The sequence below is a fragment of the Luteimonas chenhongjianii genome, from assembly GCF_002327105.1.
In the GTDB taxonomy this organism is placed as follows: Bacteria; Pseudomonadota; Gammaproteobacteria; order Xanthomonadales; family Xanthomonadaceae; genus Luteimonas; species Luteimonas chenhongjianii.
Map to the genome: position 1 here is coordinate 1,929,616 of NZ_CP023406.1, position 24,915 is coordinate 1,954,530.

Annotated in this window: 20 protein-coding genes; 13 read left to right on the plus strand and 7 right to left on the minus strand. The window is 68.9% G+C overall.

What is annotated here, in order from left to right:
- Positions 1–3: 3 nt before the first annotated feature.
- On the minus strand, positions 4–384 hold the full coding sequence (locus CNR27_RS08825) for a hypothetical protein (protein ID WP_096298034.1): 381 nt from the start codon (positions 382–384) through the stop codon (positions 4–6).
- Positions 385–560: 176 nt separating this feature from the next.
- Positions 561–1,094, minus strand: a complete 534-nt coding sequence (locus tag CNR27_RS08830) for a fasciclin domain-containing protein (RefSeq protein ID WP_096298036.1) — start codon at positions 1,092–1,094, stop codon at positions 561–563.
- 95 nt (positions 1,095–1,189) lie between these two features.
- On the opposite strand from CNR27_RS08830, the gene CNR27_RS08835 reads away from it, so the two are divergent.
- Positions 1,190–2,116 carry a MerR family transcriptional regulator gene (locus tag CNR27_RS08835; RefSeq protein ID WP_179948163.1) on the plus strand — a complete coding sequence of 309 codons (927 nt, stop codon included), beginning with the start codon at positions 1,190–1,192 and terminating at the stop codon, positions 2,114–2,116.
- A 209-nt stretch (positions 2,117–2,325) separates the two neighbouring features.
- On the opposite strand, the gene CNR27_RS08840 is transcribed toward CNR27_RS08835, so the two are convergent.
- On the minus strand, positions 2,326–2,880 hold the full coding sequence (locus tag CNR27_RS08840; RefSeq protein WP_096298040.1) for a sigma-70 family RNA polymerase sigma factor: 555 nt from the start codon (positions 2,878–2,880) through the stop codon (positions 2,326–2,328).
- 270 nt (positions 2,881–3,150) lie between these two features.
- Here CNR27_RS08840 and CNR27_RS08845 point away from each other — a divergent pair, with 270 nt between their 5' ends.
- Entirely contained in the window at positions 3,151–3,933 is a 783-nt protein-coding gene (locus tag CNR27_RS08845; protein WP_096298041.1) for a hypothetical protein, read from the plus strand.
- 611 nt (positions 3,934–4,544) lie between these two features.
- Here CNR27_RS08845 and CNR27_RS08850 read toward each other — a convergent pair.
- Positions 4,545–5,717 (minus strand): linear amide C-N hydrolase, encoded by a 1,173-nt coding sequence (locus CNR27_RS08850; protein ID WP_096298043.1) that lies wholly within the window; start codon positions 5,715–5,717, stop codon positions 4,545–4,547.
- A gap of 840 nt (positions 5,718–6,557) precedes the next feature.
- Here CNR27_RS08850 and CNR27_RS08855 point away from each other — a divergent pair.
- Positions 6,558–6,797: a hypothetical protein gene (locus CNR27_RS08855; protein WP_096298045.1), complete on the plus strand. Its 240-nt coding sequence runs from the start codon at positions 6,558–6,560 to the stop codon at positions 6,795–6,797.
- A 320-nt stretch (positions 6,798–7,117) separates the two neighbouring features.
- Here the strand turns inward: CNR27_RS08855 and CNR27_RS08860 are convergent, their stop codons facing one another.
- Positions 7,118–7,609 carry a DUF6491 family protein gene (locus tag CNR27_RS08860; RefSeq protein WP_096300472.1) on the minus strand — a complete coding sequence of 164 codons (492 nt, stop codon included), beginning with the start codon at positions 7,607–7,609 and terminating at the stop codon, positions 7,118–7,120.
- 331 nt (positions 7,610–7,940) lie between these two features.
- Between CNR27_RS08860 and CNR27_RS08865 the strand changes: the two genes are divergently transcribed.
- Both CNR27_RS08865 and CNR27_RS08870 read left to right on the plus strand, forming a co-directional pair.
- Positions 7,941–12,701 carry an ATP-dependent helicase gene (locus CNR27_RS08865; protein ID WP_096298047.1) on the plus strand — a complete coding sequence of 1,587 codons (4,761 nt, stop codon included), beginning with the start codon at positions 7,941–7,943 and terminating at the stop codon, positions 12,699–12,701.
- Positions 12,702–13,310: 609 nt separating this feature from the next.
- Complete coding sequence (locus CNR27_RS08870; RefSeq protein ID WP_096298049.1) at positions 13,311–13,820, plus strand: DUF1697 domain-containing protein; 510 nt, start codon at positions 13,311–13,313, stop codon at positions 13,818–13,820.
- A 184-nt stretch (positions 13,821–14,004) separates the two neighbouring features.
- Here the strand turns inward: CNR27_RS08870 and clcA are convergent, their stop codons facing one another.
- Positions 14,005–15,336, minus strand: a complete 1,332-nt coding sequence (gene clcA / locus CNR27_RS08875; protein WP_096298051.1) for a H(+)/Cl(-) exchange transporter ClcA — start codon at positions 15,334–15,336, stop codon at positions 14,005–14,007.
- A 174-nt stretch (positions 15,337–15,510) separates the two neighbouring features.
- On the opposite strand from clcA, the gene CNR27_RS08880 reads away from it, so the two are divergent.
- From CNR27_RS08880 to CNR27_RS08895, 4 genes are all read left to right on the plus strand, one after another.
- A complete protein-coding gene (locus tag CNR27_RS08880) occupies positions 15,511–15,900 on the plus strand; it encodes a cupin domain-containing protein (RefSeq protein WP_096298053.1) in 390 nt (129 codons plus the stop codon).
- A 578-nt stretch (positions 15,901–16,478) separates the two neighbouring features.
- On the plus strand, positions 16,479–17,888 hold the full coding sequence (locus CNR27_RS08885; RefSeq protein ID WP_096298055.1) for an alpha/beta hydrolase family protein: 1,410 nt from the start codon (positions 16,479–16,481) through the stop codon (positions 17,886–17,888).
- A 119-nt stretch (positions 17,889–18,007) separates the two neighbouring features.
- Entirely contained in the window at positions 18,008–18,373 is a 366-nt protein-coding gene (locus CNR27_RS08890; RefSeq protein ID WP_096298057.1) for a YajD family HNH nuclease, read from the plus strand.
- Between the two features lie 116 nt (positions 18,374–18,489).
- Positions 18,490–18,768: a hypothetical protein gene (locus tag CNR27_RS08895; protein ID WP_096298059.1), complete on the plus strand. Its 279-nt coding sequence runs from the start codon at positions 18,490–18,492 to the stop codon at positions 18,766–18,768.
- Positions 18,769–19,149: 381 nt separating this feature from the next.
- Here CNR27_RS08895 and CNR27_RS08900 read toward each other — a convergent pair whose 3' ends face one another.
- A complete protein-coding gene (locus CNR27_RS08900; protein ID WP_096300473.1) occupies positions 19,150–19,947 on the minus strand; it encodes an FHA domain-containing protein in 798 nt (265 codons plus the stop codon).
- A 229-nt stretch (positions 19,948–20,176) separates the two neighbouring features.
- Between CNR27_RS08900 and CNR27_RS15285 the strand changes: the two genes are divergently transcribed.
- From CNR27_RS15285 to CNR27_RS08920, 4 genes are all read left to right on the plus strand, one after another.
- Positions 20,177–21,343: a GGDEF domain-containing protein gene (locus CNR27_RS15285; RefSeq protein WP_157745361.1), complete on the plus strand. Its 1,167-nt coding sequence runs from the start codon at positions 20,177–20,179 to the stop codon at positions 21,341–21,343.
- A 453-nt stretch (positions 21,344–21,796) separates the two neighbouring features.
- On the plus strand, positions 21,797–22,843 hold the full coding sequence (locus tag CNR27_RS08910; RefSeq protein WP_157745363.1) for an FUSC family protein: 1,047 nt from the start codon (positions 21,797–21,799) through the stop codon (positions 22,841–22,843).
- Between the two features lie 263 nt (positions 22,844–23,106).
- Positions 23,107–23,910 carry a DUF4142 domain-containing protein gene (locus CNR27_RS08915; RefSeq protein ID WP_096298065.1) on the plus strand — a complete coding sequence of 268 codons (804 nt, stop codon included), beginning with the start codon at positions 23,107–23,109 and terminating at the stop codon, positions 23,908–23,910.
- A 228-nt stretch (positions 23,911–24,138) separates the two neighbouring features.
- Positions 24,139–24,882, plus strand: a complete 744-nt coding sequence (locus CNR27_RS08920) for an SDR family oxidoreductase (protein WP_096298067.1) — start codon at positions 24,139–24,141, stop codon at positions 24,880–24,882.
- The last annotated feature ends 33 nt before the right edge of the window (positions 24,883–24,915 follow it).

Here is a 24,915-nt window from a genome sequence, read left to right on the forward strand (position 1 = left end):
GCATCAGCAGGCCCAGCCGTCCAAGGTCGCGCAGTCCGGCGCTGAGGCCATCGCCAGGCGTAGGGCGTGCCGATGGCGTCCACCAGCATGTAGCCCGCCTGCTCGGTGCCCATCGGCCGCCGCAGCCGTTCCGAGGGCAGCTTCGCGACCGACATGCCCGAGGCGAGCGACCGCCCAGCCGGCCATGTCGGCGTTGACCGTGCGGTAGTGGAAGGCCTCACCGTGGTGGCCCTCCGGCCGCACCTGGGGGCGGTACTCGAAGTAGCGGTCGGACCGGTGGAGCCGGCGGGCTTCGGCAGTGCTGGCGGCCGCCGAATATTTCCAGACACCGGGATCGATGTAGTCCTCGGAGTAGTGCAGGCCGGAGAAGCCCGGTCGGTTCACTTCCCCGAAGCGGTTGTATGTAACTGACGAGTAGGTCGGGTTGCCCGCTCGGTCTGGCTCACCCCCGCCGGTGCTTAGACCGGCGAAGGTCGGAGGCGATGGCACGCCAGGGGCGCACCTCCGTTGCTGCTGCGTGAGCCGATCATCGGCACCGCCGGGGCGAGCAGGGGCCACGCTCAGCGCGGAATCAGTACCTGGTCGATGACGTGGATCACGCCATTGCTGGCCATCACGTCGGGCGTGACGACGTTGGCCTCGTCGACGGTCACTTTGCCGTCCTGGGCGTCGATGTCGACGCTGGCGCCATTGACGGTGGTCGCGGAATCCATGGTGACCACCTCCGCCGCCGGCACCTGCCCCGGTACGACGTGGTAAGTCAGCAGCGCGACAAGCTGCTCCTTGTTTTCGGGCTTGAGCAGATTGGCGACGGTGCCCGGCGGCAATGCGGCGAAGGCGGCGTCGGTGGGCGCAAACACGGTGAACGGGCCCGGCCCCTTGAGGGTATCGACCAGATCGGCGGCGGTGAGGGCGGCGGCCAGGGTCTTGAACTGGCCCGCGGCGATGGCGGTGTCCACGATATCGGCAGACGCGCGCTTCGCTGGCGCGGCGGTGCCCGACGACGGCGGAGACGCGAAGGCGAGCGGGGCGGCCAGGCCGAGCGCGAGGGCGATCGTCAGCGAGCGGAGGGTGGAGGCGGTGGGGTGATTCATCGGGAAACTCCCTTGTGGATGTCCCACCAGCTTCCATTTGCCGCGGTTAATCGGATGTCCAATACAATGGTGTACGGACCATGTACATTCGACCGATGTTCCCCATCAAGGCCACTGCCGAACTGACCGGGCTGACGCCCGAGACCCTGCGCGCATGGGAGCGCCGCCACGGCGCGGTTGTGCCGCTTCGCGACGCGGCCGGTCGGCGTCTGTACGACGCGCAGATGGTGGACAGGCTTTGTTATCTGCATCGCCTCACCGGCCGCGGCCATCCCATCCGCGATCTGGCCGCACTCGACGATGCCGCGCTGGAGCGCCTGTCGGGGGCGAGTCGCGATACGGGCTATGGCGGGCTCGATGCGTTGCCGGGGCAGATGCTCGATGCGATTGCCGATTACCGCATCGACGAGTTCGATCGCGACCTGACAGTCGCCATCACCACATTGCCGGTGGCGGTGCTGGTGTCGCGTGTGGTCGCGCCGCTGCTGCGCGAAGTGGGGGTGCGCTGGGCCGACGGGCGTCTGGCGATCGCGCAGGAACGCCTGGTCAGCAGTCTGCTGCGGTCAAGGCTGATGTCGGTGCTGACCCAGCACCCCGGCGCGGCCCGTCCGCGGGTGCTGTTTGCGACCCTGCCCGGTGAACCGCACGAACTCGGTCTGCTCGGGGCCGGGCTGCACGCGCACGACGCCGGCGCCTCGGTGCTGTATCTGGGCACCGGATTGCCTGCCGACGAGCTGGCTACGGTGGCCAGCCGCCTCGATGCGGCTGCGGTGGCGGTCAGTTCGATCGATCCGGGCCACGCACCGCAGGCCCTGGCCGGGATGCGCGCGCTGGATGCAGCGCTCGAGCCGCATGTGCCGGTGTGGGTAGGCGGCGGCAATGCGCGCTACCTGGCCGAAGCGGTGGCGTCGCCGCGGATCCAGGCGGTGATCGACCCGATGTCGCTTGCGGAACTCATCCGGCGATGTGCCTCGGCGCGGCGCCCATTGCGGACGCGTCGCGAGCGGACAGCGGCTGGCTGAAGCCGGGGAGGCAGGCCGAAGGGCCGCGCGCTGCTTGTGGCCCGTGCAGGCACACGGCCAATCTTGAAGGCCTGCTCGCAATCGATGCGCGGCGGGAAGCGCGCGGGCGCTTGCTGATCCCGCGCGGAAAGCATTCCTCATCGGAGCCCGCTTGCGCGCCCGGCGGCCACATCGCACCGTGGCCACATCCCGATGGGGAACAGGGGCGCTTACGCTGCCAGGTCGGTCAGTCCGTGCTGCAGCCGGGCGAAGGCCCGTCGAAGCGATGACTTCACCGAGCCGAGCGGCATGTGCAGCTCGCTGGCGATCTCCCCATGGCTGCGGGCCTCCAGGAAGGACATCCGCACCAGCCGCGCCTGCAGGGCGGGCAGGGCGTCGATAGCGCGGGTGAGCCCGACGTGGTCGGCATAGGCCTCGGGGGAGGGCGCCTGCGCCAGGTCCACGGCCGCATTGTCGCCGCTGGCGAGTTCATCGCCGTGGGCGGCCGTTGCGGCCCGCCGCACGCTGTCGATGTGCAGGTTGCGGGCGATGCGGAACAGCCAGGTCGACAGCGTCGCGCGGCGGGGGTCGAATTGCCGCGCGCCGCGCCAGGCATGCAGCATCGCGTCCTGCACCAGGTCCTCGGCACGCGCGGCGGGCACGCCGAGGCCCAGCAGGTAGTGATGCAGGCGCGGGGCGAAATGCTCGTACATGCGCATGAAGCTGACGGCGTCGCGCGTGCGCGCCACGCGCGTCATCAGTTCCGACCAGTCGGTTGGTTCCATCCTTGGCACATCACTGCGGCGGGAGATCCTGCATGCGACGCTCACCGGCGGGCCTCGGGAAACGGCTTAGGAGGCTGGACGCTAGGCGCGTCACTGTTAGCGATGGGTCAATCGCGGCTCTGTACGAAAGGTGTACAGGGCGGCCTCCCGACAGCCAGATCCCAGCCCTGAAATCAATCGCTCCCAGATGCATCCAAGCGGCCTCGTGGCGCGTAGGAATCTGTATCGCCGGCTTGCGGCGATATTCCCCCGACTGCTCCGGAGCTATCCATGCGTACCTGGCTGATCCTTCCATTCACTGCCCTGATTGCAACCACCGCACATGCCGCCGGTCCCGAAGCCGGCAAATGGTCGGTCTCGCTCCTTGGCGGCATCGACGTGCCGGTCAACGGCGACGTCCATGGCGGCGCGACCGCGCGCGTCGCCGACCTGGGTGCCCTCAACCCTGCATTGGCCGGACTCCCTGCCGAACTGCGCATCCGTCCGCGCGGCCACGAGCGCATCTACGACAACGCCCTGGCCTATGGCCTGGAGGTTGGCTACGCCTTCGATGATCGCCGCGAGATCTACGGCCAGGTCCGGCAGACCCGCGCCGACGGTGGTCGCGCGCTGGTCGGCTACGCCTTCGTGCCGGCGCTGTCGGCCGAGCTGCCGATCTACGGCAGTTTCAGCGAGTACGAAGCGCTGTCGGCGCAGGTGGGCTATCGCTACTACTTCGGCACGCCTGACACTGCGCGCCCGTTTATCGACGGCTATCTGGGCGCCACCAGGACCCATCAGATCAGCGCGACCTTCGACATCCCCGCCGGCGGCATCTCGATCCCGAACGCGCCTTTCTACGAGTCGGGCTGGGCGGCGACCGGCGGTGCCAACGTCGGGGTGATCGTCCCCCTCGGCGAGACCTTCAGCATGACCCTGTCGGGTGGCGTGCGCTATGTGTCCAACCTCACCGACGACGACAGCGCGCTCGGGGGGCTCGAGTTGTCGAGCATCAACGACACTGGCAAGCGGGTGTCGGTGCCGATCACGCTGTCCGGACGCTGGGATTTCTGAGCAGGCCTGGCGTAGCCGGAGGACGCCCGCCCGCTTTGCGGGACGAAAACTGCGCGCCGGTCGCGGCGCGCAGTGGATGCGGGCTTGGGCCGATGCACGTCGCCGGCGCAAGCCGGTGGCGGGCGGATGGGCAGGCCCGATCCCGTCCCGGGCGGCGACCAGATCCGTTGAAACGGACGGGAGGATCAGGCATCTCAGGCGAGCAACAGTGACCTGCGAGGTAACGCCTGCGGCGCGTCATCAACGCTCGTCTGCGAGCCGAGTGGTTCAAAGACGCTAGCTTTCGACGGGTTGCATGCCTGAAACGGGGGGTCGTGCGTGCGCCATGGATTGCAACGGCGAAAGAACCCGGCAAGCCTGGACAGGCCGACGCTCGCCGCCTGGGCACAGCAACTGGCGGCGGTGAATCCGGACGTCGAATTGCTTCGCTGCTGAAGGCGTGAGACGTCACTGCAGCGCCCTTCCTTGGCGGTCGGGTGCCCGCTCCTCGATGGCAGGATCGATCTCAAGCTGTTTGGAAAACGAGGGCAGCCTCGGCGTCGGCGCGGCCCCTGTGCAGGTGCACGAGGGCCGCCCCGTTGATCACACTGGCCGTGCGGTGCGCGCTGCGGTCACGGGGCCGAGGCCTGCAGCAGCGCGTCGGTGCCGTCCAGACCCCATTTCTCCACATCCGCCAGCGCCACCGTGCGCGCCTGGCCGGCCGCGCCCAGGCGGGCGAGATCGAAGCCGGTGTAGTTGAGCGCGCCGTAGTCGCGGACGTAGAGCCGCGTGCGGTCCAGGTCGCCGAGCACGGTGACCGAGGTGTACTCGGTGGAGGCGCCGGAATTGCCCCCGGAGGTGCCGCCGCCTTCGGCGCCCGTTCCGCGCAGGTCGATGGTGATGTCCTTGGGCCGGTCGAAGTTGTTCATGACATGCGCCAGGGTCAGCACCGCCTCGTCCGGGGTATTCGCCTTGTGCGCGAACTTGGAGTAGTACGCGGCGCGCACGAAGCGGCCCACCGACGTGTCCGACGACGGCAGGCCGGAGGTGGCGCTGCCCGCATCGGGCTGCTTGGCGACGAACGTGCCGAAGGTGGTCTCTGGCTTGTCGACGTTGTCCAGGAAGCTGTAATTGCCCAGGTTGGTCAGGTGCCAGGGGAAGCTGGGACCGTTGGTCATCACGCCGACGCCGTTGTCGTAGACGTTCTGTTTGCCGTCGGCGTACTCGATGACGATCGAGGCGCCGCTGCGGTCATGGGCGATGAAATGGACCGGCGGCTGGCCGCCGCCGAGCCGGGCGAGCGGGGCCAGGATGACCGGCTGCCGCTCCAGCGCGGCCTTGACCTCGGCCACGGTGGTGAACTGCCCCAGCGCCCAGCTGCCCAGGTCCAGCGCCGAGAGCACTTCCTGGGTCTTGGCGACCGTGTCGCGCGGGCCCTTGGCGGAGGCGTAGGCGAGCAGGCTGAAGGTCAGGCCCTGGTCGTTCATGCCTTCCAGGACTTTCTGGTCGGCCGGTCCCAGCGGCGCGTTCGGGGTCGGTGCGCGAAATGGCAAGGTGACCACCAGCATGCCGTAGCGCGAGGTGTACTCCAGCGGGCGGTGCTGGTCGGGGCTGGAGGTGTAACGCCTGCCGGCCGGGACGTAGCTGAGCTGGTAGGGCATTTCCCCGCCCAGCTCCACCGTGCGTCCGGCATAGGTGTGGTTGTTGGCGTCGGTGTACAGCAGCGCCGTGCAGGCGTCGGCTGGCATCGGGCCCAGGAGCGTGATCGCGCCCAGCGGCGCATAGAGCATGTGCTGCCACTTCATGTTGCACCTCGTTCTTCGTAGCGGTCGCGCGGTCGCGGCCAGGGGAAAGGCAGGGCGGAGCCCCGCGGGTGCGATGCCGCCGGCCGCGCATTGGCGCGGGCGTGGCGGACTGGATGCGGGCGCGCAGTGGCGCAGGAGTTGCGGACACGACGGTGTGGCGTGGCGGCGAGCGTCCGGCCGCGGCCCGGGCCTGCCCGGGACTGAGCGGAGGGGGCCGCTGTGCCTGCCTTCATCGCCGTTCCTGACCGAAGGTGTCGGGCCTGTTATCGCCGCACCCGCACCGTGGCGGGGTTTGCGATACGGGGACCGCGACGGGGAGCCGGGCGGCAGTATGCGCGCGCGTTCGGAAAAGCCTTCTTCACGCCTGCGGGGCGCGCCGGGGCGGTCGTGGCACCTCCGCTTCGGGCCGTCCCGGGCGATCCACTGCCGACCGGCGCGACAGCACAGGCACGTGGGCGACGCGCTCTACGCCGCGTTGGCAGGTTCGCCAGCACACCGCGCTACAGGACGCGCGAGCCGGGGGCGTGAGGTATGGTCTGAAGCCGGTGGCGCAACGTGGGGACGATGCCATCATGGTGGTCCGGTGGCTCGGCTGGAGCATCAGCTGAAGCGGCATCGCCAAGGCGTGCGAGACGCAGCGCAAGACAGATGCCGCCATCGATGTATTGCTGGCAATCACGCCGGAGACGCAAGCGGGCGCTCCACACCCCCGGTGCGGCCACGGTGCACCCGGTATTCGAACGGAACCATGTAGTGAATTCAAAAGCTGACGAACACTCGATTCCCACTTCGCCGGAGCAAGTCGCCAGAGGTGCTTCAGCGGCCTTCTTCGAGTCCTGGATGGGCAGACTTCTGCTTGTCGTGCTTGCTGCAGGATTGCTCGCTGTCACGTTGACCTGGCGGACGAGCGACATCGAGTTTCTGGATGGGGGCCAGATCCGGGTGACCCAGAGTATGTGGTGGGGCCGCCAGAAGACGGTCGCGACGGTCGAATACTCCGCGCAGGACGGCTGGGTGGAAATCGACGAGGAGCAGGCGCGCGTTCCGCTGGGGAGTCGCGCCGTGCGGGTTCGGAACTGAAGCACCGGGAGCGGCCTCACGGCGCAGCTACCTGACCTTGGCCGGATCGGCCGGGGATAGCCGGAAGGAGAGCTGGCCGCTGGCCGTGGTCGCAGATCCCCGGTTGCTCGCCGAGAGCAGAAGATCGGGACCGCCCGCCTTGCGCCGGCGCGGCTGGCTTTCGCGCGATCCGATCGCGACGCATCTCACGCCGAAGTTCGGCGACGGGCGCTCTCACATATCGGGTGGCCTGCCTGAGCGGAGCGGCGAAGGCCTGCCGACCTCCCAAAAGAACGGGGGCGACATGAGCCGCCCCCCGGTTACCACAGCGGTCAGTGCCGTCAGGGAGACGTTTGCGTCCCCTGTGACGCCGCGCGTTCCTGCATCTGGAGCTGGCGCAGCTCCTTCTCCGTCGTCTGCAACCCCTTCACGTCCAGCGGCTGGATCTGCTGGATGTAGCAAGGCATGGGCGAGGGCATCAGGCCGATGCCACGCGGGATTACCTTGTCCAGGCGTGCGAACACCATGCCCCCGGAGTTGGTCAGGTAGATGTCCTGTGCAAAGCCCAGGTTGGTGCACGGGGCATTCAGGGTGAGGAGCCAAGCTTCCCCGGGACCTGTCCACACGGCGAGCGCGCTGTCGCCCAGCGCAGTCCAGCCATCGATTCCGCCATCGAAATCGAAGTCATCCATGCTGAAGGCCTGTACCGGCGGGCCGGCGTTGGCCTGGTAAAGGGCCAACTTCTCACTCTGGCTCAGGCCAGGGGTGGACGCGCAAGCTGCCAGCGCCAGTAGCGCGGGCAGGGCAAGTATTCGCACTTTCCTGATGTCCATTGCCGCCTCCGTGTGGCGCATCCGCGCCGTTGTAGTCGAGCGGATCATGCGCCCGGCCCGATGCGTGCCGAGTCATGATCGAGTGACGTTCAGCAGCAGGGGGGCTTCGTCAGGGTGGCGTGCAGGGCGCCCTACGCGGCCTTTCGAGCGCACGGCGTGTGCGTCTCCATCCGCTGCAGATCAGGTCCTGGCTTCGCGCTGGGGGTAATGGTGTGCCGGCAGTCCTGCCTACCCCGCGACGTAACATCGACCTTCGCCTGGGGCAGCACTGCCGGTGTCCTGGCGCTCTCGACCACACGGCAATCAAGAGCCCCAAGGACTGATCCAGACGATGTTGTCACCCGACACCACGACGGCCGAATCGCTCGAATACTTCGCGCCCGCTACGCGCGCCTGGTTCGGTTCGGCGTTCCCGTCGCCGACGGCCGTCCAGGCTGCGGCCTGGGCGGCCATCAGCGCCGGCGAAAGCGCGCTGGTGATCGCACCGACCGGTTCGGGCAAGACGCTGGCCGCCTTCCTGCAGGCCATCGACCAGCTTTTCCGGGAGCGCGAGGCGCAGGAGGCGGGCACGGACAGTGGACGCGACGTCGCGACCCGGATCCTCTACATCTCGCCGATCAAGGCGCTGGGTACGGACGTGCAACGCAACCTGCGTGTTCCGCTTCAAGGCATCGTCGCGCAACGCAAGCGGCGCGGCGATCCTGCCGTCGAGATCATGGTCGGCATGCGCACTGGCGACACGCCACAGGCCGAGCGTGCACGCCTGCTGCGGCGCCCGCCCGACATCCTCATCACCACCCCCGAGTCGCTCTACCTGATGCTCACGTCCAAGGCGCGGGAGACGCTGCGCGGCGTGCGGACCGTGATCGTGGACGAGGTCCATGCGGTCGCAGGCGGCAAGCGCGGTTCGCATCTGGCATTGAGCCTGGAGCGCCTCGATGCCTTGCTGGCGGCGCCGGCGCAGCGCGTTGGCCTGTCGGCAACGGTGCGTCCCGTAGAGCAGGTGGCCCGGTTCCTGGGCGGATCGCGCCCGGTGGCGGTGGTGAACCCGCCCTCCAGTCGCCAGTTCGATCTGCGCATCGTCGTGCCGGTCGAGGACATGACCGACGTCCCGCCGCGCAACGATGGCCCCATTGGCCGGGCAGGTTCGATCTGGCCCCACATCGAGTCCAGCATCCTCGACCAGGTACTGCGCCGGCATTCGACGATCGTGTTCGCCAATTCGCGCGGTCTGGCCGAGAAGCTGACCGCGCGCCTCAACGAGCTCTATGCCGAGCGCCTGGAGGACGCGGACGCCAGCGCAATGGCGGCAGCTGGCGAACCCACGATCCACTTTCCATCGACCGCTGGCGGCACCAGCGGTCGCTCCGCGGGGACCGCACCGCTGATCGCCCGCTCACACCACGGTTCGGTCTCCAAGGAGCAGCGCAGCGAGATCGAGCAGGCGCTGAAGTCGGGCGAGCTGCGCTGCGTGGTGGCGACCTCCAGCCTGGAGCTGGGCATCGACATGGGCATGGTCGAACTGGTAATCCAGGTTGCGGCGCCGCCCTCGGTGGCGAGTGCCCTGCAACGTGTCGGTCGCGCCGGTCACCAGGTGGGCGGCACCTCCGCCGGGCTGATCTACCCGCGCACCCGGCGCGACCTGGTCGACGCTGCGGTCACCATCGACGCCATGCTTGCCGGGCGCATCGAGGCGATCGATCCCCCTCGCAATCCGCTCGACGTGCTGGCGCAACAGACGGTGGCCGCAGTGGCCATGGAAGCGGTGCACGTCGACGACTGGTATGCCACGGTGCGCCGCGCGGCGCCGTTCCACAGCTTGCCGCGCAGCGTGTTCGACGCGGTGCTCGATATGCTGGCCGGGCGCTATCCCTCCGAGGATTTCGCCGAATTCCGCCCGCGCCTGGTATGGCACCGCGACACGGGCCTGCTGAGCGCCCGTCCGGGCGCCAAGCAACTGGCCGTCACCAGCGGCGGCACCATCCCGGACCGCGGCATGTTCAGCGTCGTCCTGCCCGAGGGCGAGGAGCAGGCCGGCTCACGCCGTGTAGGCGAACTCGACGAGGAGATGGTCTACGAATCGAAAGTCAACGACATCATCACCCTGGGAACGTCCTCCTGGCGCATCCAGCAGATCACCAACGACCAGGTGGTCGTGGTGCCGGCTCCGGGACGCTCGGCCCGGCTGCCGTTCTGGCGCGGCGACGGGCTGGGCCGGCCCGCCGAGCTGGGCGAGGCCATCGGCGCTTTTCTCGGACTGCTGGAGGGCGCCTGCAGCGGCGATGGCACGCCGCACACGACCGCCGCCCTGGAGGGGCGGCTGAAGGCAGCCGGGCTCGACCCCAATGCGATGCACAACCTGCTCAGGCTGGCTGCGGAGCAGCGTGAGGCAACCGGCGTGCTGCCCACCGAGCGCACTCTGGTGCTGGAGCGCTGCCGCGACGAAACAGGCGACTGGCGCGCGATCCTGCATTCCCCCTTCGGCAGGCGTGTCCACGACCCGTGGGCACTGGTCATCGCCGAGCGGATTCGCCAGCGCTGGAAGGTCGACCCTTCGGTGGTCGCCAGCGACGACGGCATCATCGCCCGCATTCCGGACACCGCCGGGCGCGTGCCCGGGGCCGAGCTGTTCCTCTGCGATCCGCAGACCTTGCGCAAGACCGTCACCGACGCAGTGGCTGGCTCGGCGCTTTTCGCCGCCCGTTTCCGCGAATGCGCCGCGCGTGCGCTGCTGCTGCCGCGCCGCATGCCGGGCCGTCGCTCGCCACTGTGGCAGCAACGGCTGCGCGCAGGCCAGCTGTTGCAGATCGCGCAGGGCTACCCGGACTTTCCGATCCTGATCGAAACCGCGCGCGAGTGCCTGCAGGACGTCTACGATCTGCCCGCGCTCGATGCGCTGATGCAGCGCCTGCACGATGGCGCGGTGGTGATCGCCGAAGTCACGACCGAGGTGCCGTCTCCCTTCGCGGCGAGTCTGCTGTTCGGCTATGTCGCGGAGTTCATGTACGAGAGCGATGCGCCACTGGCCGAGCGGCGCACCTCGGTGCTGTCGCTGGACAGCGGCCTGCTCAGTGACCTGCTCGCCCAGGTCGACCTGGGCGAACTGCTCGACCCGGCCGTTGTCGATCGCGTTGAAAGGGAGTTGCAACGTCTGGCGCCCAGCCATCAGGCCAGGGGCATGGAAGGGGTGGCGGACCTGCTGCGCCAACTCGGGCCACTGACGACGCAGGACGTGTCACAGCGACTCGGTGACGGGGAGCAGGCCCGTGCTTACCTGGCCGACCTGGAGCGCGACGGCCGCATCATCCGGGTCAAGATCGCCGGCAGTGACCACTGGGCTGCCGTCGAGGATGCCGCGCGCCTTCGCGATGCGCTCGGCGTCGCCTTGCCAGCCGGGCTGCCGGGCGTCTTCCTCGAGCCGACGCAAGCGCCACTGCGCGATCTGCTGGCACGCTACGCCCGTACCCATGCGGCGTTTTGCACCGGCGACGTCGCAAGCCGGTTCGGCCTCGGCGTGGCCGTGGCGGACGAAGCGCTGGAGCAGCTGGCGAGCCAGGGCAAGCTGCTGAAGGGCAATTTCGGCGTCGAGCGCCGGCTCGAAGCGCAGACGCCTGAAACGGGCATCCATCCGCGGGCACGCCACGAGTGGGTGGGCGACGAAGTGTTCAAGCGCCTGCGACTGCGCTCGCTGCAGGCCGCCCGCGAGGCGACCCGGCCGGTGCCGCAGCAGGCCTATGCACGTCTGCTGCCAGAGCGTCAGTACCTGGTGCCCGAGACCGCGGGCAACGCAGCCGTCGCCGGAGCGCACGCGGGCAGCGGTGCGCTGGAAGGCATCGACGGCGTGGTCCGCGTCATCGAACAACTGGCAGGGGTGGCGCTGCCGGCCTCCATCTGGGAAAGCCAGGTGCTTCCTGCTCGGGTGCGGGACTACGCCCCCGGCATGCTGGAGGAGCTGATCGCCACGGGCACGGTACTCTGGTCCGGGCATGGGCGGCTTGGCGACAACGATGGACTCGTGGCGTTCCACCTCCACGAATTTGCAGCCGAGACCCTGTTGCCACCACCGGACGCCGTCTCGGCATTCCATCTGTCTGCGCTGCAGCAGGAGCTTCTCGGAAGTCTCGGCAACGGCGGCGCGTACTTCGTGCGCCAACTCGCGACGCTGGCTGCGACCCGCCGGCAGGGAGAACCTGCGCCCGCGCCCTCGGATATCGGCGAGGCGCTCTGGAGCCTGGTCTGGAGCGGTCATGTCACCGCCGACACCTGGTCGCCCGTACGGGCCTACTGCAACGCACGCCCGACACGGCGGCCGCGCGCCATCCAGACATCCCGGCGGCGCACAGGACTTCGCGGCAGGGCCTACGGGGATCGAATGTCGGCGGCGACCTCGCCCATGACATCTGTCGCGACACTCGGCGATGCCACGCTCGCAGGCCGCTGGTCGCTGCTGTCCCCTGAGCCGATGAACGATACGGCGCGGGCGCTCGCTCGGGTCGAAGGTCTGCTTGACCGCTATGGCGTGGTCACCCGCAGCGCGGCGATGGCTGAGGACATTCCCGGGGGATTCCCGGCCTTGCGGCCCGTGTTTCGCGGGATGGAGGACACCGGCCGCGTGCTGCGCGGACGCTTCGTCGAGGGCCTGGGGGCTGCCCAGTTCGCCGAACGCATGACGGTCGACCGATTGCGCGAACTTGCATCCACCTCTCCTGGCGAGCCTGTCGCGGTGGCACTGTCCGCTGTGGACCCCGCCAATCCCTTCGGGACCTTGCTGCCGTGGCCTTCCCATCCGTCGAGTACGCGTCCAGCGTGCCGCGCCGGGGCCTTCGTGGTGCTGGTCGACGGACGCCTGATGTTCTACCTCGCCCAGGGCGGGCGCCATTTGCTCAGCTATGGCGATGCGGATGACGTCGCCACGGCCAGGGCGCATGCCGCCGGCCTCAACGCATTGGCAACCGCCCTGAAACGGGAAAAACATGGAGCCTTCACCCTGGAGCGGGTGGACGATCTGTCCCCGTCCAAGAGCCCGCTGGCCGCTGCGCTTCGTGCCATCGGGTTTTCGAGCGCCCCCAAGGGGCTGGCCTGGTATGGATGAAACGGCGGGCCATGACACCGTTCCCGAAAGCGGACCGGAGATAACTCTGGAGTAATGGCGCCAGGGCCAACGTCCATCGCAGTCTGTTTCTCCGCCGCGCCGAACCCGTTCCATCAGTTCCCGAGCTGTATCGCGCTGCGACATGGCAAGGAAGGCGATTGGTAGGGGCTGATCATGAGCGTGCCTCGCGAACGACGTGGTATTGCGGGTGCCGGTGAAATCGATGTCCTCGACGTCAAGCTGCGCCCGGCAAAGGTCCGCGCGCTTCGACAGAGGGGGGCTCCCGGCATGCCGCAGGGACAAAACACTTTGGATCAGCATCCTGCTGGACGATTCCGTGCCCGATGACCTCGTCTCCAGCCTGATCGACGAAGGTTTCGGCTGACCCGCTGGATCGGCATCCTTGCATGCAATGAGCACGCGGCCATCCGGCGCATCAGGGGGAAGGCCAGCCCGGGGTCGCAGTGCGTCCTGGTGCCCTCGTGCACACCAGGCGCTGCCCCATACAGCCGCAGGGAGTGGTCTGATCGCCACGGCTCCTCTTCCTCATACACTGCTCCCGTCAGGCCGGGGTTCTCCGGGCCGCGTGTCCCGAGCTGGAGCCGCCACATGCCCGCATACGTCGCACTGTTGCGTGCCGTCAACGTCGGGGGCACCGGAAAACTGCCCATGTCCGATCTCGTGGCAATGGCCAAGAGCGCGGGCTTCCAGCGGGCGCGGACCTATATCGCCAGCGGCAATCTGGTCCTGGAGAGCGACAGCTCCGAGCAGCAGATCAAGGCCGTACTCGAGGAGGCGCTCGCAGGCTATGCGGGCAAGCCGGTGGGGGTGATGGTGCGCAGCGCGGCGCAGATGTCGGAGGTGCTGGCCGCGAATCCGTTCCCGGAGAAGGCGCCCAATCGCACGGTGGTCGTCTTTCTCGATGAGGCGCCGCCAGACGACTGGCAGGCGGGCATGGTGGCGCCCGGTGGCGAGGAGGCCCGCGCCGGTACCCGGGAGCTCTACATCCATTTTGGCGAGGGAATGGGCCAGTCCAGGTTCAAACTGCCCGCCGCCGCGCGCGGCACGGCCCGCAACATCAACACCGTGACCCGCCTTGCGGCGATGGCACTCGAGTAGGCGGCGATCGACCGGAAGAGGCGCGCGATCGGCCGTGGCCGAAGGGCGGCTTCCCCAGGCAACGATTTGGCAGCTGAAGAAGGCCAAGGCGGGGCGGGGTAGCCACCGGCCAGCGCTGGATACGGGGAGCGTCGGCTGGACCGAGGACTCACCGAGGGATGGCGGCACAAGCCGGTGACCGGGATCAACCCGGCTTCTTCGTGTCGTCAGCCGCGGCCAACGCCAGTGTCCGGGCGAGCAGTTGGTCGTAGATCGGTTTCCCGCCCAGGAAGGACGCGACGAGATTGGCGACCAGGCAGGTCGTCAGGAGCGGAACGGCGAGCGGGTAGGTGCCGGTGAGTTCCAGCGTGAGTACCACTCCGACCAAGGGAGCACGCACCGAGGCGGTAAACAGGCCACCCATTGCTGCGATCGCGAAGACGACGGGAGTCACGCCCCAGTCGGGCCCGACGATGTTGACGGCCGCGCCAAACGCCAGGCCCACGCATGCGGCCAGCGACAGCATGGGCGCGAAGATGCCACCGGGCACGCCGGACGAGTAGCTGGCGACCGTGGTGCAGAAGCGCGCCGTCGCGAGCAGCAGCAGGAGCAACAGCGCGGTCTGTTGCGCCAGCAGCGTCCGGACCAGGGATTCGCCGCCGGTGACGCTCTGCGGGTAGAGCACCATCAGCGCACCGATCACGCAGCCGACTACGGCGGGGTAGACATAGGGCGCCCTGGTCTGCGCTGTTCCGGCGAAGGCCAGTGCACGCAGCACGGCGCTGTTGAGCAGCACGCCCACGCCGCCCAGCACGCAGCCGAGCAGTGCGAAGAGCGGCAAGGTACGCAATGCGGGCGCGGTTGCGGGCAGCGACATGTCCGGGGCCACGCCGCCGATCCATTCGGTCGCGATCGTCGCAAGCAGCGACGCGATGATGACGCCCATGTAGGTGCGGTAGGTGTAGGGAAACTCGCGCCGTGTCTCCTCGATGACGAACAGGATGGCGGCGACCGGCGCGTTGAACGCGCAGGCCAGCCCCGCGGCCGCACCCGCGGCGAGGAGCCCTGCGCGTTCGGTCCTGCCTGCACGGGCGAAGTCCGAGCACATGGCGGCCACGGATGCGGCGATGTGGATCGTCGGCCCCTCGCGCCCCAGCACCAGGCCCGAGCCGATGGCGGCAATGCCTCCGAGGAACTTGACGGGCAGAACCCGCGCCCAGCGCACCTGCCTCGAACCCGCCATCGCGCCTTCCACTTCCTGGATTCCGCTCCCGGAGGCTTCGGGCACGTAATGGCGTACCACGTACGTCACTGCCACGGTCACCACCATGGTGATGAGGGCCGCGCACACCACGAGCAGGGGCCCGTCCATCAGCTGGCGCAGATAGGCGGGCCAGCGCAGGGCCGCATCGATGGCGAGGTGGAACACCGATCCGATCGCGCCGGCAATCACGCCGACGACTGCGCACAGCGCGATGTGGCGGCGGGCCTCCCGGCGGCGCGCGATCGGCGATGCTGCAGGCGGGGTCGTGTCCATCGTTACACGCTCCACTGGGGGCATCGCCGCATGGGCCGGAACAACTCCGGAAGGGTCGTGCCGCGACCAGCCGGCGTCCGCTGGTCAGGCCCCTTGCCGGGGTCGCACGGCCGGGAAAGGTCGCGGGCCCGGGCCTGTATCGTTCCTGCTCCACCCGGCTCTGGAGCAGGTCCCATGGCGCGCAAGGATTTCGACCCCTCGACCTTCCAGCCCGATGCCCGGCCTCCGGCGCAGGCCAGGCTGTTCGATCCTGGAACCGAAGGCCCGTGGCGCGGCTCCGTGGAAGGAATCGCCATCGGAGGCCCCGTCACGGTGCTCGCACACGGAACGGACACGCCAGGTGCCGGGCCGCGGCTTCATGTCCATCCGTATGACGAGACATTCATCGTCCTTGAAGGCCGGGCGAGGGTTTTTGTCGGGGAGACCGTCCTCGAGGCAGGCGCGGGCGAAGTCGTGTTCGGGCCCGCGGGTATTCCGCACAGGTTCGAAAATATCGGCCCCGGGCGCCTGCAGACGATCGACATCCACCACTCGCCGCGCTGGATCCAGGCCGATCTGGACTAGCAGCCGGCGCGGGTTCGCTTGTGCGCCTCGTGGCCGCACCGGCTTCGACGGCGGCCACGCGCAAACGCGGTGAGCGTGGCCGGTACTGGCTATCCGGCCGGTGGCCAGGCGTTGGTTGGCGACCGGACAAGCGGGTGTCGAATTCCGGCAGCTGCAGGCAACTCGTCTCCCGGCATGCCCGCAGTTCGAGGCCCAGGCGGTGAAGGCGGTCGTCGATGATTGGCCGCAGCGCGGTGCCGGCGCGCCGGCCGCAGAAGCCGACGGAGGCAATGCACGACGCGGCGCGGCTCGCCTCTGCCATGCGTCCGGGATCGGTGGACATCGATAGCCTCCGGTTTGGGGGCAGGGCACGAGCACAGCGGAGCGCGGTCAGGCGCGACGTTCCGGAACCAGGGCATGTCCATCCAGCTCACGCACGTGGCGCCGGTATTTCCGCCGCCTGCGACTGTGCGCCGGCACAGGCCTTGTATCCGTGAACGATGAGGGGCACGGAGCTGTAGCGAGCGTCGCCTGACGCTGCCGGCCCACTGACCTCGTTGGCGGGTATACATTTCGCGACAACGCACCGGAGGCCCGCCATGCCCGCATGCCGCTTTCTTGCCCTGGCCATGGCCGCGCTGCTGACGGTGACCGCCTGCAGCCGTGAGCAGCCTGAGGCCGAACTCTCCGAAGCCCTGGCCTGTCAGGCGGGTGCCTGGGTGACCGCCGATGGCACGGTGGTGTCCCTGCTGCCGGTGGACGACGGCCTGCGCTGGCGTCTGCTCGACGGGCGTGGCGGCAAGTTCCAGGTGCAGGACGGGGCCCCCGACGATGCGCTGCAGTCGCGCGAGGGGCGGCGTCTCGCAGGCCCGGTGGTGGCCACGGCCAGCTTCGCCCCCTGCGACGAAGCGCGCATGCGGATCCAGCTTGGCGATGGCCCGGCCGAGGACGCCACCCGGCTTCCGCTCGTCCAGCGGGAAACCCGCTTCACCAGCGACGGCGTGGGCCTGCAGGGGCGGCTGGTGCTGCCGCCGGGCGAGGCCACGGGGCCGGTGCCGCTGGCGGTGCTGGTGCACGGCTCCGGCAGGGAATCCGGCGTCGACGAGTATCCCCTGCAGCACCTGCTGCCGGCCCAGGGCGTGGCGGTGTTCGTCTACGACAAGCGCGGCACGGGCGGCTCGGATGGCGACTACAGCCAGGATTTCCACCTGCTGGCCGCCGATGCGGTCGCCGCGCTGGCGCATGCGCGGCAGTTGCATCCGGACGGGTTCAGCCGCGTCGGTTTCGTCGGCACCAGCCAGGGCGGCTGGGTGGGGCCGCTTGCCGCGTCGCGCAGCGATGCCGACTACGTGGTCGCGCTGTACGGCATGGCGGAGAACGCATTGGCCGAGGATCGCGAACAGGTTCTCAACGACCTGCGCGCCAAGGGCTACGGCGACGATGTTCTGGCCAAGGCGCGCGAGGCGACGGATGCAACCGCGCTGCTGATGGCATCGGGGTTCACCCGCGGCTTCGACGAATTGCAGGCGGTCCAGGAACGGCATGGCCGCGAGCCCTGGTTCGACGCGATGCAGGGCGAGTTCACTGGCCAGCTCACGCGCATCCCGGCGTGGACGCCGCGGTGGCTGGTGCGGCGCATTGCCGCGCGCCAGGACGTGGGCACAAGCTGGGACTACGAGCCGATGCCGGTGCTGCAGGCGTTGGTGGTCCCGCAGCTGTGGGTGATCGCAGGCGACGACATGCAAGCGCCGAACGTGGAGACGCTACGGCGGCTGCGCGCCCTGCAGGCGGGCGGGCGTCCGCTGGACCTGGCGGTTTTCCCGGGCACCGACCACGGCATCTACGAGTACGAGCAGGATGGCGACGACCGCATCATGCTGCGCAACCCCGATGGCTACTTCCGCATGATCGCAGACTGGATCAAGACTCCGGGCCTGCGCGGCGCCTATGGCAGTGCGATCCTCGAACCGGCGCCCGCGTCGGACACGACAGCGGCGCCACCGGTCTGAGCCACCGTCTGCGCCACCCGCGCCCGTCCCTGGCCTGCGTGCGGGCCTCTTCGCCCCCTTGGATGGGCGTTGTTGATGCCGCGATCTCTTGCGACCTCCCCACCGGCTAGAATCCGCCCATGACGACCCCCGATCACGCCAGGCTCGACCGTATCGTTGCCGAGGCCAGGCGCAGCGCCGAGCAGCGCGCCAGCGGATACCGCGAGCGCGCGCTGAAAATGTACCCATGGGTCTGTGGCCGCTGCGCGCGCGAGTTCACCCGGGCGAACGTGCGCGAGCTGACCGTGCACCACCGCAATCACAACCACGACGACAACCCGGCCGACGGCAGCAACTGGGAGCTGTTGTGCGTGTACTGCCACGACAACGAGCACTCTCGCCAGCTCGACCACACCGGCGTCAGTGCCCTGGACGCAGAGGACGCCCCGGCCGCGGCCACGTCCAATCCGTTCGCCGATCTGAAGGCGCGGCTGCAGAACCGATAACCGCGCAGGTGCCCTGACCCGCGTCCGGCGGAACATGGACGTGCGCCTGCTTCGCATCCGCAAAAGACGCCTCGGGCCCTGTTAGCCTTCCATGTTTTGAATCCAGGATGGAACGAATGAGAGCCACCGTTGTCGGCCTCGTGACGCCGCATCTGCTGCGCGTCGTAGACCTTGCCAATGAAGCGCAGAAAGGCGTCAAGGTGGATTGGCACCTGCGCGACGCCGTCACCACTTCGATGGCCGAAATGGCCGACCAGTTCAATGCTTCGGCGTTGATGACGGCTTATATCGATGGCCTGGAAAGCGTGGCCAGCCAGGCCCCCGCGGCACGCACGGACTACCTCCGCGCTCTCCAGTCGGCGGCGGAAGCCGCGCGCAGTCTCAGGCGCGATTGACGGCGGATCGGCCGGGCGTTCTGTCTGTGAGCCGGGCGCCTCCCCCGGCATGATGCCGACACCCTGAAGACGGAGGCGGCTGCGGCACCGGCGCCTTTTGCCGGCGCCCGGGAATCCTGCGAGGCGCGTCTTCACCCGAGGCATGCAATCGCTGTCCTGCTGGAACTCTGCTGGCGCAACGTCACGACCGCATTCGCGGCACGTGGTTCTGTCCCGGATCCGGCCAAGCGTTGGCGGGCCGGCACTCGCGTGCCGCGGAGCAGGCGTTTGCAACTCACAAGGGCGCCCCGGGGAGGAGCCGCCGAGTCCTTTCGCGCATACCGGAGGGTGGGGGAGGGCGAGAACGTGCCGCCCCCCGGCAGGGAGTGCTTCGCGAACGACTCAGCCCAGCGCGAGCGCAGCGATCGCCAGCACCGCCGCGGCAGTGAGCATGATGGGCACCCATCTGCGGACCGGCGTGGCGGCGTGCAGCCGCGGCACAGGTTCGCTGGGCGCGGCCCCGGGCGCGGTCTGCCTCGGGATTTCTACGCCCGGTGCCACCAGGACGAAGCGTACGGCGTCCAGGCGGAGTTCGTCGCCCGGGCCCAGAAATCCCTGCTGTACGCGTCTGGAATTGATGTAGGTGCCGTTGGACGAGCCGAGGTCTTCGATCGACAGGCCATCACCGGCCGGGTTCACCATGGCGTGGCGTCGGGAGATCTCTTCGGCAGGCACCGTGATGTCGCACTCCGGCGAACGGCCGATGACCACCGGCCCCGTGACCGGGAAGACCTTGTCGGACAGCGCGCCTGATACGCCGCGCAGTACGAACCGGGGCAGTGCCGCGCGCACGCGGGTGGCGCCGACGTCCTCTTTGTGCTCGCGGGTATCGGCCGCTGCGATGGGATCACGCACGGATTCCTTGAGGACGAACGTCGCGGCCACCGGACCGATGTCGATCTGGTCCCCGTCGCGCAGCGCCATGAGGTCGGAAACCGGCCTGCCGTTGACCGACACCGGGCCGCCGCCGTGCGGCACCTGCACGTTCGCGCCGGTCACCGTGACATGGATCTCGCAGTGGAGAGCGGCGATGCCGTCCGCGCTCAGCACCACCGCGCCGCCGGGTGCCGCGCCGATGCGGTGGAGCCCTGCACTCAGCGGGACCGGGTCGTGCTCGCCATCGGGGAAAACCAGTTTCATCCTGCTCTCGTGCAATGGCGAAGGCCGGGCCGGCCAACATCGGCGCGTATCTTATCCATGCCCGGGTAGGCATAGGGGGAAGGTTCGGCAGGCGTGCGACGCGCCCCGGCGAACCTGGCGCGGGTCGGGACGTCCCGGCCCGACCTCGCAGGCGTTCAAGTCCGCCCGGCGCCGGCCGATACAAGCTTCCAATGCCGCGTCTGCCGCGTGCGCCAGGAGGCTACGGGCCATGGACTCCATCGACATCCTCTTCGCGTATGTGATCGGCGGCTTCGGTGCCTGGGCTGCTGCCCTGATGATGCTGATCGCGGTCCAGGGGGACCGTCTGCATCGCGACGTGCTGCTGCGCTGCGCGCTGGGATTCGCGGTGCTCGGCGCGGGCATGGTGCTCAGCGGCCTCGTCGAGCGCACTGCGCGATGGCCCACCCTCACACTTGCGTTGTCGGCGGTGGTGGCGACGCTGGTGATCTATCGCGCACTGCGCCAACTGGTGGGCGTGCCGCCGATCCCCCGGCCCCGGCGACTCTCCGAGATCGCTGCGCTGTGCCTGCTGTTGCTGGTCGCCTGGTCCGCAGGATCGCGCAGTTTCGCGCTCGCATTCCACCTCGTGGGCCTGGCCCTGTCGCTGGGCCTCACCTGGGCGGTGCGGCGGGCGCTGCTGGCGCCGCGCAATGCGGCGGAGACCGCGATGGCGGCCACCCTGTTGTTCTACGCCGGAACCTGGGTCTTCGCCTTGTATGCAACCCTCCAGCACGATGGACCCGAGCACCGTCACCTGCTCTATGTCGAGCCACCGCTGCTGGCCGCCTACGGCGTGAGCTATGCACTGCTGCCGCTGCTGGTGGGCGCACATGTGCTCAACCTGGCCAACGCGCGCCTGGACCGCCGCCTGCGCCGGCAAGCCAGTACGGACGAGCTCAGCGGTCTGTTGACCCGTCGAGCGCTCAACGAGTGCACAGGGAAGTGGCAGGCGGATGTGCTCGAACGCGGGCGTCAGCCGGTGGTGGTGCTGCTGGACGTCGACCACTTCAAGCGCATCAATGACACCCACGGCCACGAGCGCGGCGATCAGGTGCTGCGAGCGGTCTCCGGCCGTCTGAGCGGCGCGCTGCCGGCGGGCACGCCGCTGTCCCGCTGGGGGGGTGAGGAGTTCCTGGTGCTGCTGGACGCGGCGGATCTGGACGAGGCCGGTGCAACTGCGGAGCGCTTGCGCGAGGCGGTGGGCGGCACGCCGTTCGCGTTCGGTGCCACCTGCCTGCGGGTCACGATCAGCATCGGCGGGGCGCCGTGGCCGGCCGGTGGCGTGTTTTCGCGTGCGGTTGCCAAGGCAGATGCGGCCCTGTACGCCGCCAAGCACGGTGGTCGCGACCAGGTGCGGATGGCTGACGCCGGGTAAGGCGGATACGTCCTGTGCGACGTGGGCAGGCGGAGCTCCGTTTCCAGCCATTCCGGTCTGTCCTGCTCGCCCCAGCGTGAGCTTGTCCACGATCGCCGGCCCGAATGTCGCTTGTCATGCGCGCGTCGCTGCGATCGTTCCTGACGTTGTCCAGGACTGGCCGCGCGCCGCGGTGGATGCTCGCCCGCGCTGCGATGACGAGCGGCCAATGCTTGCGACACGGCGTGGGGCGGCTTCACACGGCCGTACCGGTGTCGGGCTGAACTTCCGACCGTTGCGCGGGCCGGAGCAATGGCCCGACAGCTCAGGCCGCGCCGTTACCCTCTTGCGCTTGATGCAGCGCTGCCTCCATCGGCTGCTGCGCCAACGGCGTTCGTGGCTGGCGGCGCAGGGTGTCCACCGGGCCGTGCGCCGCGTAATGCGTTGCCCGTCGATTGCGCTCAGGAGAACGGCATGGCGATCGTGGACGTGCTCAGGGACGACCGGGCCTGGAAGCAGGGCGTGCGTACCGCCGTGGCGGCCGCGGTGTCCTTCCTGTTCGCCGAGGCGTTCTCGTTGCCGCAGGGCTACTGGGCGGTGATCAGCGCGGTGCTGATCACCCAGGAAACCATGGGCGCGACAGTGCAGGCCGTCCGCGTCCGCCTGATGGGGACGTTTGCGGGTGCGGCGATCGGCTTCCTGCTGGCGATGGTCACGCCCTCGGGCGAGTGGGGCACGCTTGTCGCGCTGGTGATCTCCACCGGCTGGCTCGCGATCTTCGCGGTGCGCTACCCGAGCCTGCGCATCGCGCCGATGACCGCGGCGATCATGCTGGTCGCCGCGCCCAGCCACGCCGACGTGGTCGTTTCCGCCGGGCACCGGGTGCTGGAGATCCTGATCGGTTGTCTGATCGGGATCGGCGTGCAGCTGCTGGTGTTTCCGCGCCGCGCCGAGACGCTGCTGCGCAGCGAGGTGGCGGAGGTGCTGGTGTTGCTGGGCCAGGTGATCGTCGCCCCCCGCGACGGCGCCAACGCCGCGCTCGATGGCAAGCTCGACGAGGCGTTCGCCCGCCTGGACGCGTTCGGTCAACAGGCCGAGGCCGAGCGGTTCGGCCGGGAGCACGGCGGAGCGGTCGATCCGGACAGGGTCAATCATGCGCTGCGCCACCTGCGCATTGCGGTATCCGGCCTGCACAGGGTGTGGCGCCGTGCACTCCGCGATGGGGACAGCCACGTCGCGGCCGGACTGCGGGCGGTCGGCGAGGCCATTCGTGCCTATCTCCTCGAGCTCGCAGCCGAATTCGGCCACGGCGGGCCGGCCGCCAACAGCCGACGTGTGGTCCAGGCCGCGGCACGGTTGCCGCGTGTCGCACCGCCGGGTGGCTCCGCCGCGGATGACCAGATGGTCGTCTCCTACGGCGACGCGCTGGATCAGGCAAAGCTGGCGCTGGACCAGTTGCGCGACGCTGTCACCGGCGCGCGCACGCCCCCGCGCCCGACACCTGGGCAGTCGCGATCGTGAATGTGCCGACCGCCTGGTCGGTCCGTCCGCTGTGTTGGCCCGCCCTGCCGGACCATCATTCTGCAGGGCGGCACAGGGCGCGTGTGCGCTAGTGCTCGGAAGGGAGGCGATTGGCGGCGCAGCCTGGCAGGCACACCGGTTGTCCGGGCCCCGGAACGGCCACGCTGGTATCCAGGAGTTTCTACCGGGTCCGGGTATTCACCGTGCCATAGCATTTGCCGGACTACCTTCGCTATACCCCCCTTCCGGCCCGGGAATCCCCCATGAATATCGCACCGACCCTGCTTGCTGCAGCTCTCGCGTTGGTCCTCTCCGCATGTGATGACAAAAAGAACGATCGGTCTGCCGACAGCACCGCCGGTACCGGCACCTCCGCCGCCGGAAGCACCACCGCCGGCAGTGGTGCCACCGCTCCACCCACTGATACGTCGAACACCGCTGCGAACACCGCCGCGGACGCAGGCACCGCAACGACTGGCGCCAGCACGACGGCGGATGCGACACACGATGCCACCGCTGCCGCGCACGGCACGCTGTCGGAGTCCGATCGCAAGGCCCTCCGGGAGGTGGCTGAGATCGACCGCCATGAGATCGCGGCCGCGAAGCATGCTTTGAACAAGAAGAACATGAAGGAAGCCGTGCGCAGTTATGCGGAAACCCTGCTTGCGGACCACACCCGCGATCTCGAGGCCACCGAACGGCTGTTGGGTGGCAGCACAGACGGGAAGACAAGCAGTTCGCGTCGCGCCCTGGGAATGACGTCCACTGGTTCGACCGGTGCCGCGGGTACGGCCGATGCCGCCACCGACAACGATTCCGACCTGCATCGGATGCGCGAGAAATTCGACGAGGACGTGCGTCGCCTCGATGCGCTGGCCGATGATGCCTACGCCAAGGCGTGGGTGGACCACATGATCCGCAGCCATGAGGACGCGCTGACGAAGCTCGATCGCGACATCCCCAAGGCAACCGACCCGGCGGTGAAAGCGCAGCTCGAACAGACCCGGGCAATGATCGCGCGTCATCTGGAAATGGCCCGTTCGCTGAAGGCATCGCACGACGCTTGACCGCGCCGCGCCGCAGGCCTGCAGCCAGCGGTGTTTTTGGCATCCGACGTCCCGGCCGCGACCGGGACGTCGCGTTTCCGCCCTCGGGGGCCTCAATCGTCGGCATGGAGCCGCACCCGGCGCGGCCCGATCTTCATGCGCGAGTTGCGCGTGTCCGACGGTCGGGCGGCGGCACGCGGGCCTCGTCGCGCGGGGTGATTGCGACGCGCCTTCCCGTTGGAGAACGTCATGATCGGAAACAAGGTCGTCATCGTCACCGGTGCGTCGGCGGGCATCGGCGAGGCCACTGCCAGGCTGTTGGGCGCGCAGGGGGCCCGGGTTGTCCTCGGCGCACGTCGGGAAGACAGGCTGCTGCGGATTGTCGAGGACATCCAGCGCGAGGGCGGCGAGGCCATCCATCACCCACTCGACGTTACAGACCAGGCCGCCAACACGCAGATCGTCGAACTGGCGATGGAACGGTTCGGGCGCGTCGATGTCATGTTCCTCAACGCCGGCCTGATGCCCAATGCGCCGTTGTCCGCGCTGCGTACGGACGAGTGGCACCGCATGGTGGACGTCAACATCAAGGGCGTGCTCAACGGCGTGGCCGCGGTGTTGCCGGTCTTCCTGGAGCAGGGATGGGGGCATGTCGTTGCCACCTCATCGGTGGCCGGACTGAAGGCGTATCCCGGCGGCGCCGTGTACGGCGGCACCAAGTGGTTCGTGCGCGATTTCATGGAGGTGCTGCGCATGGAGTCGGCGATCGAGGGCACCCACATCCGGACCACGACGATATATCCGGCGGCGATCAATACCGAACTGCTCACGACGATCCGGGACGAAGGCGCACTCGGCCAGATGCAGGCGGTCTACGATCGTTACGGCATTCCGCCGGAGCGTATCGCCAGCGTGGTGGCATTCGCGATCGACCAGCCCGAGGACACCACGATCAACGAGTTCACCGTGGGGCCTGCCGGGCAACCCTGGTAATCAGCGGGGCGGAATCGTTGGGCGCGTGTCGCC